Origin of the sequence: Flavobacterium aquaticum (genome assembly GCF_003259835.1) — a bacterium.
In the GTDB taxonomy this organism is placed as follows: Bacteria; Bacteroidota; Bacteroidia; order Flavobacteriales; family Flavobacteriaceae; genus Flavobacterium; species Flavobacterium aquaticum.
This window is the reverse complement of sequence record NZ_QLMI01000006.1, coordinates 102,040-116,490: the sequence shown is the minus strand read 5'-3', so window position 1 is coordinate 116,490 and position 14,451 is coordinate 102,040. Positions and strand designations below refer to the sequence as shown.

The 14,451-nt window shown below is 31.6% G+C and carries 8 protein-coding genes and 1 tRNA gene; 4 read left to right on the top strand and 5 right to left on the bottom strand.

Going from position 1 to position 14,451, the window contains the following annotated elements; all coding sequences use genetic code 11:
* Nucleotides 1–18: 18 nt before the first annotated feature.
* Together B0I03_RS10410 and B0I03_RS10405 are read right to left on the bottom strand one after the other, a co-directional pair.
* A complete protein-coding gene (locus B0I03_RS10410) occupies nucleotides 19–1,275 on the bottom strand; it encodes an outer membrane protein transport protein (RefSeq protein WP_111567377.1) in 1,257 nt (418 codons plus the stop codon).
* Entirely contained in the window at nucleotides 1,268–2,002 is a 735-nt protein-coding gene (locus tag B0I03_RS10405) for a type III pantothenate kinase (RefSeq protein WP_111567376.1), read from the bottom strand. The genes B0I03_RS10410 and B0I03_RS10405 overlap by 8 nt, the downstream gene beginning before the upstream one ends.
* 122 nt (nucleotides 2,003–2,124) lie before the next feature.
* On the opposite strand from B0I03_RS10405, the gene B0I03_RS10400 reads away from it, so the two are divergent.
* Nucleotides 2,125–2,197 (top strand) — tRNA-Phe (locus tag B0I03_RS10400).
* 53 nt (nucleotides 2,198–2,250) lie between these two features.
* On the opposite strand, the gene B0I03_RS10395 is transcribed toward B0I03_RS10400, so the two are convergent.
* Genes B0I03_RS10395 through B0I03_RS10385 form a run of 3 tightly spaced genes read right to left on the bottom strand, consistent with a single transcriptional unit; the run spans nucleotide 2,251 to nucleotide 8,866 of the window.
* The gene (locus tag B0I03_RS10395) at nucleotides 2,251–3,165 is read right to left on the bottom strand and encodes a GYDIA family GHMP kinase (RefSeq protein ID WP_111567375.1); all 915 of its coding nucleotides are present in this window, start codon (nucleotides 3,163–3,165) and stop codon (nucleotides 2,251–2,253) included.
* Nucleotides 3,165–4,481: a hydroxymethylglutaryl-CoA reductase, degradative gene (locus B0I03_RS10390; RefSeq protein ID WP_111567374.1), complete on the bottom strand. Its 1,317-nt coding sequence runs from the start codon at nucleotides 4,479–4,481 to the stop codon at nucleotides 3,165–3,167. The genes B0I03_RS10395 and B0I03_RS10390 overlap by 1 nt, the downstream gene beginning before the upstream one ends.
* Nucleotides 4,482–4,525: 44 nt before the next feature.
* Nucleotides 4,526–8,866, bottom strand: coding sequence for a PAS domain S-box protein (locus B0I03_RS10385; RefSeq protein ID WP_111567373.1), 4,341 nt, complete (start codon nucleotides 8,864–8,866; stop codon nucleotides 4,526–4,528).
* Between the two features lie 135 nt (nucleotides 8,867–9,001).
* Between B0I03_RS10385 and B0I03_RS10380 the strand changes: the two genes are divergently transcribed.
* The 3 genes from B0I03_RS10380 (at nucleotide 9,002) to B0I03_RS10370 (ending at nucleotide 14,450) form a co-directional block, all read left to right on the top strand.
* Nucleotides 9,002–11,173 (top strand): S9 family peptidase, encoded by a 2,172-nt coding sequence (locus B0I03_RS10380; RefSeq protein WP_111567372.1) that lies wholly within the window; start codon nucleotides 9,002–9,004, stop codon nucleotides 11,171–11,173.
* 26 nt (nucleotides 11,174–11,199) lie between these two features.
* Nucleotides 11,200–12,711, top strand: a complete 1,512-nt coding sequence (locus B0I03_RS10375; RefSeq protein WP_111567371.1) for a peptide MFS transporter — start codon at nucleotides 11,200–11,202, stop codon at nucleotides 12,709–12,711.
* 80 nt (nucleotides 12,712–12,791) lie between these two features.
* Entirely contained in the window at nucleotides 12,792–14,450 is a 1,659-nt protein-coding gene (locus tag B0I03_RS10370) for a peptide MFS transporter (protein ID WP_111567370.1), read from the top strand.
* Nucleotide 14,451: the final 1 nt, after the last annotated feature.

Sequence of the window (14,451 nt, the reverse complement as noted above, 5' to 3'; positions counted from 1 at the left end):
TCTGCTTATAAATAATTATTAATCAATTTTTCTTCTTTCAAACCATTTAGCGCCAAGATTTAATCCAACACTAATGTTAAAATAATTCTCTTCTATTAAACCGTTTGATGTAGTTCCTCTTTTCCCAAATTCAAAACCTAAATCGATTCTAGAGAAACCTAGTGGTAAGCCTAAACCAAAATTCATGCCATAATCGTTTATACTTTTATTATTTAATACTAAACCGGTATTTTCATATTTAAAACCTGCTCTATAAACAATTCTTTGAAGATAATTAGAAAAAGAATCATATTTAGGGATGTAATAACCACCAAGAGCAAAACGAGTTGAGTTTTCATAAGAAACTTGCGTTAATTCTGTAAATCTATTTACTAGGTTTTTGTTTTGTGTGAATGTAAGCTCTGAACCAAGCAACCATTTTTTGTTTTCACCTAAACCAAAGCCTAAGCTTAATCTACTTGGGATTGTTAATTCCTTGTTTGGTAAGTTAATGTCTTCATCGTCGTTAGATAATTCTGTTCCATCAATAGTATAAACAACTGTTGCAATGTTTCTAAAATTTGTGGTACTTAATTTACTTTCAGGCGAATAGGTTAAGCTTGAGTGGAATGTGAGTTTAGAGTTTATTTGTCTATTATACAATAATCCTATGTTGAATGAAACACCATTTAATTCAGTTGTGTTTTTTTCGCGAGTTGTGTATTGGGTTAATTCAGGAGAAAGTGCTTTTTCTGTAAATTCATTTATTATGTCGCCAAAATGGTATGCGAAGTCAAAACCAAAACTTAAGTTGTCGTTAAAGGTATAAGAACCACCAACAAATACTTTGTTGATAAATCCATTTCCTTGTGATCTAAAATATCGAGTACCTTCTGTTGATTCAACCGTGTTTTCGTTTTTGTAACCAACAGCAGAATAAGGCATCAATCCAAATGCCATTCCAAATTTCCCTAAAGGTAATCCTACGGCAAGATAATCAAAACTGGTTCTTTGCGCTTTTTCTTTTTCTGTATCTGTTGAGAAATTTGTTGATGAATTTGTCCCTCCAACTGCAAAAGTGGTTAATTTTAGTTTTGAATATGAGGCTGGATTCATTAATCCTAATTGAATGCTGTCTCCAGTAATTGACAAACCTCCCATTGCTCTTGCGTCTTGAGTACCTCTAAATTTTACTTCTCCTAATCCGTAATATGAATAGGGTGACGCTGTGTTATCTTGTGCCCATGAGTTTAATGAAACAATAATACTAGCAAATACTATAAGCTTTTTAATCATTTTTTTCTGTGTATAGTGATAATAAGTTCAAACTCTCTAGTAAGAAATTTGAATTGGCAAATATGGTGCTTTTTAATCTTTTAGCCAAAAATTCTGCGTCTCCTCCTGTTAAAATTATTGTTAAATCTTGATTTTTAAGAGAATATTGTGAAATAAACCCTTCGATTTCAAAGATTACTCCATTAATAACGCCGCTGTGAATTGCGCTTTCTGTACTATTTCCTATAATTTCAAAATCTTCACTAATGCTTAATAAAGGCAATTTTGAAGTGTAATTGTTTAAACTCTTGTACCTAATTTTAATTCCTGGAGAAATAGCACCTCCTAAATATTCATTTTCAGCATTCACAAAGTCATAAGTTATGCAAGTTCCAGTATCAATAATCAATCGATTTTGGTTTGGGTACATTAATGTAGCTCCAGCAGCTAAAACCATTCGGTCAATTCCTAAAGTTTCTGGTGTGGCGTATAAATTGGTAAAAGGAAACTTCGATTTATGCTCAATGATTTCTGTTTGGAACTGACTTTTGATGAAATTCACCACTTCTTCATCTAATTTTCCAACCGAAGAAAGGATGATTTTTTGAAGATTGGAATATTTTTTAAAAATATTTTTAAAATTTTTTAGCGCTTCATTTGTTTCAAAAATAAAAAAGTCAACTTGCTTATTGTGTTCAAATACAGCAACTTTAATTCTTGAATTTCCAACATCGATTGTTAAAAGCATGGTTTTGTTTTATGAAGTGCAAATATACAAATTGATTTTTTTTATTATTTGTTTTGGAAAATATAAAAATCGTTCTATATTTGCACCCGCAATCAACAAGCAGTAATGCTCTAAATTGTAAAGGTACCTTAGCTCAGATGGTAGAGCAATGGACTGAAAATCCATGTGTCCCTGGTTCGATCCCTGGAGGTACCACAAAAACCACTCAAATGAGTGGTTTTTTTGTTTTATATCGGTTTTAAATAGGATTATAAAATCATCTCTTCATATGAAAGTACAACAGGATAGCCTTTTTCTTTGAAATACGCTGTAGGGTTTTCTTTAGAAATTGCCATAACAAAATCGCCACCCCAAGCGCCTAAGCTTTTTATAATGCCTTTAAAATCTGGGAAAAGTTTTTCTTGAATGGTTTCAATTTCTAGAACATCACTCATTATAATTTCATGCTTTTCCATTTGTTTGGCAAATTCTTTTCCTTCTTTGCAATCTATGGTGTCGTAAGTTATGGTGTTGATTTTTGAAATTACGGCATTTACATGATGGTGTTTCGACATATAATTCGCAATTGCCAGCTTGCTGCTTTGCTTCTGATTCAAATACACAAAATGAATGTTTTCTTTGAATGATGGATTGAAATGAATCGCTTTGAAATGAGGTGTTTCATTTTCTAAATGATATACAATTGGCGAATTTGATTTCGCACAAGCAATGTCATAACCGCTTCCACCAAAACTTTTTTGTAATAATTCAAATGCGTCAATGTTTAGCCAATCGCCAATGCTGTTTATTAGAGTAGAAGAAGTGCCTAAACCCCAAAGTCTTGGAAAAGTTAAGTGTGTTTCAATTTCGTAGCCTTCTTTTTCTAAAAATGTTGGATTTTGAATAAAAGCTTGATGTAAAATTTCAATTAAAGTGTTTTTTACAGCTGAATTTTTATCGTTTGTGATTTTATTTTTTATTTCTTCAAACGAAATTAAGTCTTCAAACCAAATACTTTTATCCGAATCAAAACTTGTCCATTTAATTTGGTTGTTAGTTCCTGATTTTACGATTAAGCTTTGTCCGAATTTTGTAGGCAATGCTAAAGCTTTCGCACCGTCTAAAACAACGTATTCGCCTGTAATGAGTAATTTTCCGTTACTGTAAAAAGTTTGGGTTTCCATTAACTTCTAATTTTTTCCAAATAGTCAACTACTAAACTATGCGAAACGGTTGTGTCTTTGAAATAATCTAAGACTTTTTGTTTCTCTTCTTTGGTAGCTTGATGTTGGTTTAAGATATTCATCAAATGCATTTTCATGTGTCCTTGTTGGATTCCCGTTGTGGTTAAAGAACGAAGTGCTGCAAAATTTTGAGCTAATCCAGCGGCTGCTACAATTTGCATTAATTCTTCCGCAGAAGGTTTTCCTAACAATTCCATTGAGAATTTTACTAATGGATGTAATGAAGTTAAACCTCCAACTGTTCCCAACGCTAACGGAATTTCCATCCAAAAAGTGAAAATATCGTTTTCAATTTTTACATGCGATAAACTCGAATATTGTCCAGATTTACTTGCGTAGGCATGAATTCCTGCTTCCACGGCTCTGAAGTCGTTTCCTGTTGCTAACACTACGGCGTCGATTCCGTTCATGATGCCTTTGTTGTGCGTCACGGCACGGAAAGGTTCTACTTCGGCAATTCGTACAGCGGTTGCAAATTTTTGAGCAAATTCAACTGAATCGATATTTTTATCATCTGAAAGTTGGTTTATCGGACAAGAAACTTCAACACGAACAACACAATTTGGTACAAAATTGCTTAGAATACTCATTACAATTTGAATGTTTTTTTCTTCCGAAGTAAAATCCAAATATTCCTGAGCTTGATTTTCTAATGTTTTAGCAAATTGCTCTAAACACGTATTAATGAAATTCGCTCCCATGCTATCTTTAGTATTAAAAGTAGCATGAAGTTGATAATAATTTGGAATTTCATGGGTTTTATCTCTTAGTTCGATGTCTAAAATTCCGCCACCACGCTTTTGCATGTTTTTGGTGATTTCTTGTGTGTCATCGAAGAAAGTTGGTTTTATTTTATTGAAAAAAGCAGTTAATTTTTCTGAATTTCCATTGAAAAGAAAGTGAACTTGACCAATTTTTTCAGTATTGATAATGGTAGCTTTAAAACCGCCTCTTTCGCCCCAAAATTTTGCTGCTTTTGATGCCGCTGCAACAACCGAACTTTCTTCAATGGCCATTGGAATTGTATAGCTTTTTCCGTTGATGGTAAAGTTTGGTGCTACTCCGTAAGGAAGATAAAAATTAGTTAAGGTGTTTTCGATGAATTCGTCGTGAAGCTTTTGTAAGTTTTCGTCCGAATTCCAATATTTGGTGATGCTTTCTTTTGCTTCTTCTGGATTTACGAAATAGGTATTTGTAATCCAATTTATTTTTTCTTCTTTGGATAATTTTGAAAAGCCTTTAACATTTTGATTCATAGCAGTGAATTTTTTTCAAATAGAAGGCAAAGATACTAATTGGATTAATTAGGAAGACTATTTATCCATTTAAATAAAGTGGTTTCAAATAAAATTTTATCAATTGGTTTAATGATAAAATCATTCATCCCAACTTCTAAACATTTTTCTTTCTCGCCTGTAATAATTCCAGCAGTAATGGCAATAATTATTGTATTTGGATTTGTTTTTCTAATTTCTGTTGCCGCTTCGTATCCATTCATAATTGGCATTTGGATATCCATGAAAATAATGTCAGGATTGTGTTCTAATGCTAAATCAACCGCTTCTTGACCATTTTTTGCTTCGTAAATGATGCTGTTTGGTACTTTGTTTCTGATTAAAGTTTTGGTTAATAGCATATTAATTTTGTTGTCGTCAACTATTAAGATGCTAGGCGATTGCAACGAAATTTCTTCCTTGGTTTTTTTTATTGGTTGTTTGGTTTCGGAGTAATTTTGGTTAATAAAGTTTTGTAAAGCTTCGTGTTTTATTGGTTTTATAATGCTTTGAGCGTTTTTGTAACTACTAGTTTCATTAAATTTTGAATTAGAGTTTTGCATCACAATTACCGAAAGATTTGGTAAATTACTTAATTCATTTATGATTTTAGTTGTTATTTCTTCTGACAAATATTCTAAATCTAAAAGCAATAAATCAATTTGATTTTCTAGGATAAATTTTGAAATAGTTTCGATACTATTTTCGTATGATTCTGCATCAATATTATAACATTGTAACATGTTTTTAATTATTGAAGAAACAAGTTTATTGTCTTCAATAATTAAGGCTTTTTTAAAATTATGATTGTTAACAGATAAATGATTGTTGCATAATTCAGATTTTAATAGCAATTCAAAGCTAAAAGTTGATCCAACATTAAGTTCGCTTTCAATTTCTAATTTGCTGTTCATTAATTTTAAAAGACTGTTGGTGATGGTTAACCCAAGCCCAGTTCCGCCATAATTTCGAGTTGTAGAATTGTCTTCTTGAGTAAAAGCTTCAAGGATTTTTTTCTTATTCTCTTTTTTAATTCCTATTCCGGTGTCTTTAATGCTAAATTTAATTTTTGAAGTGTTTTCGTTTAAGTTTGTTGCAGAAACTTCTAATTCGATTTGTCCTTTTTGAGTAAATTTAATCGCATTGTTTAATAAGTTTTGTAGAATTTGTTTTAGCCGCATTTCATCAACCCAAATAGCGCAGTGTACTTCTTCGTGAATATTAACAATAAGTTCCAAGTTTTTTTGATGCGCCATAAATTTCATCATATCAATACATTGATTGATGATGGTGTGTAAGCTTGTTTTTTCTTTGTCGATGATTAATTTTCCAGCTTCAATTTTAGAAATGTCTAAAATATCATTTACTACATCAAGAAGTGTGGAAGCTGATTGATTAACCGTTTCTAAATGTTGTTTTTGAATTTCAGTTAAATCGGAGTTTAAAAGCAAATTGCTAAACCCAATAATTCCATTTAAAGGCGTTCTAATTTCATGGCTCATATTTGCCAAGAATTCTGATTTTGCTTTGTTAGAAGATTCGGCTAATTCTTTTGCAATAACGGCTTCTTCGGCTACTTTTCTTTCTGTGATATCAATTAATACGCCTTCAATGTAAGCAATCTCATTGTTGATGATAATTCCTTCGCCATATTCTTCAATCCAAACATAATTTCCGTCTTTTCGTCTAATTCTACACGTTGCTTTATAGGGTTTTCTATTGTGTAAAGCTTCGTCAATGATGAGTCTTAATTCTTCTTTCTCGTCAGGATGATACAAATCGAGTAACGAAATTTTATTGCTCATAAAATCATCGCGATGGTATCCTGTTAATTTTTCAATTTCATCATTTAGATAAACTTTTGTTCGAGCAGTGTCATATTTAACTAAGAAAACAGAAGCAGGAATATTATTGGCTAATAATCTAAATTTTTCTTCACTTTCTGCAATTGCTTTTTCGTTGTTGATTCTTATGATTGTAGAAGCAATATTGTTTGCAAGTGTAAGTAGGATATTAATTTCTTCATCTGTCCAAATACGTTCGTTTTTACAATCATCAAATCCAATGAAACCGATGAAAGTTTCCTTGTCAAAAAGAGGAATTATTAAAATTGAAACAATGTTTTGATCAATTAATAAATCTTTAAAATTGCTTTCAGGAACATTCTTGGTTAAATTTAGGTACGGTTTTTTGTTTAATATGATTTGCATGAAATCTGCAAATTCCTCGTGTGGGATATTTTGTAACAATGGATTGTCTATCTCTGCTAAATCTGTTTCAGAAACCCATTCAAAGCGTTGACTCATCAAATTCGTTTTGATGTCATTTTCAAAATAATACAAACGATCTACTTTTAATACTTTACCTATTTGTTCAATTGAAACATCAAAAATATCATCTTTGTCTTTGTGAATTAGTAAGTTGCTAGTTACGTTTGCAATTGCTGTTAAGATTTCGTTTTTATAAATAATTTGATTTTCAGCGTTTTTTCTCCTTGTAGTTTCTATTGCTAACGCTATAATTTCGGCAACGGTTTTACAAAAGTTAATGTCTTCATTTGTCCAGTATCTGAACTCGTGAGTAGCTTCTAAACACAAAATATTATTTAGCTCTCCACCAATGTAAATAGGAATGTCTAGTAATGATTTAATATTGTACTTAGGGAAATATTCAATTGTAAATTCTTTAAGAGATTCATCTTTAAACACATTTGAAGCAATAATTATTGGTTGCGATTCAATATTTGAAATGTAGTTGCTAATATTTTTCTTAGGAATTGACAAATCTGCATAATGTTTGTCTTCGCTATGTACATAAATGTTTTTTAAATCAATTTGGTCTTGTTCATAATTCCAAAGCGCCACTCGGTCAATTTTTAATCCGATAGCAGTTTCTTTACAAATATGTTGAATTAAAGCTTCTAAATTTGGAAATGTTAAGAAGTTTAAGGTAGATAGTTTGTTAGAAACGTTGTTTAATCTGCTTATTTCTTCTATTCGTTTGTGTTCCTCTAATTCTAAAAGTTTTGTAGCTGTAATATCTCTAATAATACATGAAAAACCAGAGACCATATCATTTTCGTCTCTTTTTATGGTTACTTTTTGCGAAACCCAAATTTCTTCGCCATTCTTTTTAATTATCGGAAATTCTAAAATGTCAAACTCATCTGTTTCTGAGATAGAATCGATATAAAATTTTGATACAGTGCTTTTGAAATCGTCTCTAATAAAATCACTAAAGTGTCTTCCTAAAAGCTCTTCTAATCGGTAGCCTAAAGTTTGAATTGAAAATTTATTAGCATAAATAATATTACCATATCGATCACTTTCATAGATAATATCTTTAGCATTTTGAATTAAATTGGCATATTTAGTTTCTAAGCTAATTTTTGAAGTAACATCTTGTCCAGTTGCTACGTAAGTGTTGTTGGTTTGTTTAAAATCGGTCCATTGAATAAACTTGTATTCTCCGTTTTTGCATTTTAATTTTCTAAAATAAACCGAGTTAGGTTTAAATTTATTAGAATAGTCACCAGCTTCAAATTCGGTATCTTCTGTTAAAGACCAAAACGCTTTTCCTAGAACTTCTTCTGGAGTGTAACCTAAAATTTTAGTTATAGAATCATTACAGTATTGAACATTTCCTAAATTATCAGCTGCAATAATTATGGAGTTGGTGTTGTTTATAATGTCTTGTGTAAAAATTAGTCTTTCATTAGCTTTAATATTTCGTATTATCTGACCTAAGTGAATTACTAAAATTATAAAGAGTGCATTAACAAGAGTAACGATAGTTGTTGTTTCTTCGTTTTTAAATAACGTTAGGAAAAATAATAAAAGAAAGTTAATGCCAATAAAAATAAGATAGGTTGTAAATCTCTTAAAAATGGCAAATGCAAAAAACAGTAAAAGGAGGTGTTTTGAAAACAACAAGAAGGTTATGCTTTCTGTAAAAAAGCTAAAAACTGTTGATGCAAGAAGTAAAAAAAAACAGGTACGAAATATAATAAAGCTGTATTTAGCAACTTCTTTCTTTGATGTTATAATGAAGATAAAGACACAAAAAGCACCTGTGAGAAATTCGAAATACGAGTTTACACTTTTAGATTCGTTAAAAATTAAATTAAAAAGCTCGGCAACAGGAAAAATTAATCCTAAGTATAAAAAATAATAGCGATATTGAGCGTTAGAATGATGATTTACGGTATTTCGTAACGTTCTAAAATCAATGTTAGACGATTTTAATTGAAAGTTAAAAAACAACCCAAAAACGGTTAGTAATAAAATTAAATAAATAAAAACATATAGACTGACAACAGCCGAGATGTTGGATAAAAAAAAGAATCCATTTTGTAGAGTTACTGCCATTTAGCGATGTTACCGTTTCAAATATAAATGTAATTAAATATTTTATAAAATCAAAAAGTTTATTAAATCAAGTTAAAATTATGGTTAATTCATATATTTTCACTAAAATTGGAAGTTTTTTAAGAACATAATATTATGAAAAAATACAGTTTAGCGATTTTACTTTTTGTAGCAAGCTCATTATCAGTTGTAGCGCAACAAAAAATTACGTTAGAAGAAATTTGGGGCGGAGCCTTCAGAACCAAAGGGATGGATGCTTTGAGCGCCATGAAGAACACTAACCAATATACGGTTTTAAATTTCGATAGAAATTCTAAAAGTTATCAAATCGATTTGTACGATTTTGCCACTTTAGAAAAAGTAAGTACTCTTTTTGATACTAAAAACCATTCAGAAGTAACATCAATCGATAGTTATTCTTTTGATAAAAACGAGAAAAAGATTTTAATAGCAACCAAATCAAATCCTATTTTCCGTCATTCTTTCACAGCTGAATATTTTATTTATGATATTCCTTCAAAAACGGTAAGTAGTTTTACGGCTAATGCTATTCAAGAGCCAACATTTAGTGCTGATGGAACCAAAGTTGCTTACGCATTTGAAAACAACCTATATGTTCATGATTTGTCATCAGGAGTAAAAATTCAAATTACGCAAGACGGACAAAAAAATAAAATCATCAATGGTATTACGGATTGGGTGTATGAAGAAGAATTTGCATTCGTAAAAGCGTATGATTGGAATGTAACGGGTACAAAAATCGCTTATATCAAATTTGATGAAACGGAAGTTCCAGAATTTTCAATGGACATGTACAATGAAGGTTTGTATCCAACACAAACCGTTTTCAAATATCCAAAAGCGGGTGAAAAAAATGCAATTGTTTCGTTACATATTTTCGATTTAAAATCAGGAACAACTAAGAAAATCAATTTAGGAAATTACAAAGATTTTTATATTCCAAGAATCAAATGGACGAATGACGCAGCTACTTTAAGTGTTCAAGTTATGAATCGTCATCAAAACAATCTAGATTTACATTTTGTTGATGCTAATGCTGGAACTACAAAAATTGTTTTAAACGAAAAAGATGCTGCTTACATTGATGTTACCGATAACTTAACGTTTTTAAAAGACAACAGTTTTATTTGGACATCAGAAAAAGACGGATTCAATCATATTTACCACTATGATAAATCAGGTAAATTGAAAAAACAAATTACTTCTGGAAAATGGGAAGTAACAAACTATTACGGTTTTGATGAAAAATCTGGAATGGTTTATTATCAGTCGGTTGAAAATGGTTCTATCAATAGAGATGTTTACGCTATCAAAGTTGATGGGAAGTCTAAAGTAAGATTATCTTCTAAAACAGGAACAAATTCGGCAACTTTTAGCCCGAATTTCCAATACTTCATCAATACGTATTCAAGCGCAACTTCAGCACCAACATACACTTTAAACGATTCAAAAACTGGAGCGGTTGTTAAAACTATTGTTTCTAATGAAGCTGTTGAACAAAAATTAGCAAAATACGATGTAACTCCTAAAGAGTTTTTCGTCTTAACTACTGAAAAAGGGCACCAATTAAATGCTTGGATGATTAAACCGAAAAATTTCGATCCAAATAAAAAATACCCAGTTTTCATGTATCAGTATTCAGGACCAGGTTCGCAACAAGTAGATAACGCTTGGAATAGCACAGATGATTATTGGTTTATGATGTTAGCACAACAAGGTTACATCGTAGCTTGTGTTGATGGAAGAGGAACAGGTTTCAAAGGAGCTGCTTTTAAAAAATGCACACAAAAAGAATTAGGAAAATTTGAAGTAGAAGACCAAATCGATGCTGCTAAAGTAATTGGAAAATACAACTACGTTGACGCTTCAAGAATCGGAATTTTTGGATGGAGTTATGGCGGATTCATGTCGTCTAACTGTTTGTTCCAAGGTGCCGATGTTTTTAAAATGGCAATCGCAGTAGCTCCAGTAACTTCTTGGAGATATTATGACAGTATTTATACAGAGCGTTACATGCAAACTCCACAAGAAAACGCAAGTGGTTATGATAACAATTCACCAATCAATCACGTAAGTAAATTAAAAGGAAACTTCTTGTTAATTCACGGAACTGCTGATGATAACGTTCATGTTCAAAATACAATGAAAATGGTTGAAGCATTAGTTCAAGCAAATAAACAATTTGATTGGGCAATTTATCCAGATAAAAACCACGGAATTTACGGCGGAAAAACTCGCTTACAATTGTACACTAAAATGACGAATTTCATCAAAGAAAAATTATAATAAACCAATAAACTAAAACAAATTATATGGAAAACAATGCTGTAAAAACAGGACATCCTAAAGGGTTGTACTTTTTATTCTTCACAGAAATGTGGGAGCGATTCAGTTATTATGGAATGAGAGCCATTTTCATTCTATTCATGACTAAAGTATTATTAATGAAAGATGCCGATGCTTCTGAAATTTACGGAAGTTATACAGGATTGGTGTACTTAACACCTCTTTTAGGAGGTTATTTGTGTGACAAATTTTTAGGGAATAGAAGAAGTATTGTTATTGGAGGACTTTTAATGGCAATTGGTCAGTTCTTCATGTTCTTCAGTGCTTCGGTTGGAGCAAATGGTGGTGTTTCTCTTATGTGGATGGGGTTAACAGCAATTATCATTGGTAATGGTTTTTTTAAACCAAATATCTCAACAATGGTAGGACAATTATATCCAGCAAATGACAGAAGAATTGATAGTGCTTTCACCATTTTCTATATGGGAATCAATTTAGGAGCTTTCTTTTCTCCTTTAGTTTGTGGTTCAATGGATTTTAAATGGGGATTTTTAGCGGCTGGTATTGGAATGCTAATAGGTTTAGTAGCGTTCATTTTAGGTCAAAAAAAGTATCTAATTTCTGAAGAAGGGAATGCAATTGGATTACCAGTTAAAAAGTTAGATGTTAAAAGTATCGCTATGATCATTGGTTCAATAGGAATTATTTTCTTTATGTTGAACTTTAAACAAATGTTTAAAAGTGATGTAGATATTATCAGTTATTTCATTTATGGAGCAATGGTAGCTATGCCAATTTTAATTTTTAGTGATAAAAGTTTAACTAAAATTGAAACACAAAGAATTACAGTAATTTTCCTTTTAGCGTTTTTCGTTATTTTCTTCTGGGGTGCTTTTGAACAAGCTGGAGCTTCATTAACTTTATTTGCAGACAGACAAACAGAAAGAACAATTTTTGGATGGGAAATGCCAGCGTCTTATTTTCAATCGGTAAATCCATTAGCGGTTATTTCATTAGCTCCAATTATGACAATTGTTTGGGGATTCTTATATGCTAGAAAATTAGAACCGTCTTCTCCTAAGAAAATGGCAATTGGACTTGGTTTAGTAGCTTTAGGATATGTAGTTATTGCTATTGCTGTTAAAGGTTTAGGATTAGGTGAGAAAGTGTCAATGTGGTGGTTAATTGGTCTTTATGTAATTCATACTATTGGGGAATTATGTTTGTCACCTATCGGATTATCAATGGTTTCTAAATTAGCACCTTTACGTTTGTCGTCTTTAATGATGGGAACTTGGTTCTTAGCAAATGCTGCGGCGAATAAATTTGCAGGAACATTAAGTGCTTTAATTCCGGGTGGTGAAGATGGGACTGGAGGAGCAACTTCATTCTTAGGTTTCCAAATTACGAATTTATATGAGTTCTTCATTTTGTTCATCATCATGTCAGGTGCAGCTGCTGCCATTCTTTTCGTATTAAGTTCTTGGTTAGAAAAAAGAATGCATAATGACCATGTTGAAGCTAAAACGAATAAGTAGTAAAATAAAATAAAATATTTTTTATATCTTTCAAACCTACAAGAAACCCTTGTAGGTTTGTTTTTTTAATACAATAAATTATGTGGAAAAGTCATCCTAAAGCATTGCCTTACTTGTTTTTATCTGAAATGTGGGAACGTTTCGGTTACTATTTAATGATTGGTATTTTTACCTTATATCTTAAAGATGTTGAAGCTGGATTCGCTATGACCGAGAAAGAAGCATCCGATTTATACGGAACTTTTATCGCTTTGGTATTTTTAACTCCTTTCATTGGAGGTTTAGTTGCGGATAGATATTGGGGCTACAAAAAATCTATCGTTATCGGTGGAATCATGATGGGAGCTGGTTATTTCATGATGGGAATTCATGATATTACAATGCTTTACATAGCCATGACATTGGTTATCGTGGGTAACGGTTTTTTCAAACCAAATATCTCAACTCTTTTAGGTAATTTCTATACCGAAGATCAATATAAAGATAAAAAAGACGAAGGTTACAACATTTTCTACATGGGAATTAACGTTGGAGCGTTCATTTGTAACTTCTTTGGAGCTGCTTTACAAATTTTATTAGGTTGGCAATATGCTTTCATGGCAGCTGGAGTCGGAATGTTTGTAGGAGTTATTGTTTTCTTATTAGGAACAAAACATTATGGCGATAAAACCGAGAAAAAAGGAGTACAGGCTGGCGATATGCCTTTCTGGAAAATTGTAATGTTTATTTTAGTACCATCTGCAGTTTTTGGGGTAATTGGTTGGTTATTAAAAGGAGTAACTTCAGAAGCAAATCCTAGTGGTTATATTTTTGGTTCGGATAGTACGGATGCTTTTATTTTTGCATGTATTCCAGTAATTTTCTTCTACGGAAGTTTATATTTCAAAGCCAAAGTGGAAGACAAAAGACCAATCGGTGCTTTGTTAACCATTTTTGCAGTTGTAATTTTATTTTGGGCTGTATTCAAATTGAATGGTTCGGCTTTAACAACTTGGGCAGACCGTTATACCGATAGAGAAATAACAGGAACCACTCAAACCGTTTTTAATGGATTAAAATTAGCTAAAGAAGTAGAATACAAAAAAGACACTGTTGAATTATACGATGCGAGTTTCCGCATTCAAAAAGTAGATGGAGAAGTTCAAAAAACAGTTGATTATCCAGTTTATTTCAGAAACGTAGCTAAAGATAAATTACCAGAAGAAGGTTCAAAAGTTTCGCTTTGGGCAACCAATTTAAGTCAGTCGATCAATCCAGGTTGGGTTATTATTTTAACACCATTAGTTGTGGCATTCTTCACCTTTTTAAGAAGTAGAAAGAAAGAGCCTTCAACGCCAACAAAAATAGCATTCGGATTATTAATTTCAGCTTTATCTGTTTTAGTAATGATTGCTGCCGTAAATATGGGAGCAAACGGAACAGAAAAAGTAAGTGTTTGGTGGTTAGTTGCCAATTATGGAGTTATCACAATCGGAGAATTATTTTTGAGTCCGATGGGATTATCTGTAGTTTCTAAATTAAGTCCAACGAACATCACTTCTTTAATGATGGGTGGTTGGTTCTTATCCACTTCCATCGGAAATAAATTAAGTGGTGTGTTAGCAAGTCTTTGGGATACCTACGACAACAAACAAGACTTCTTTTGGGTTAATTTCGGATTATTAATGTTTGCTACTTTATTGATGTTTATTTTATTGAAACAACTTAACAAAGTAATGCAAGAAAAAGGAATTCACTAGG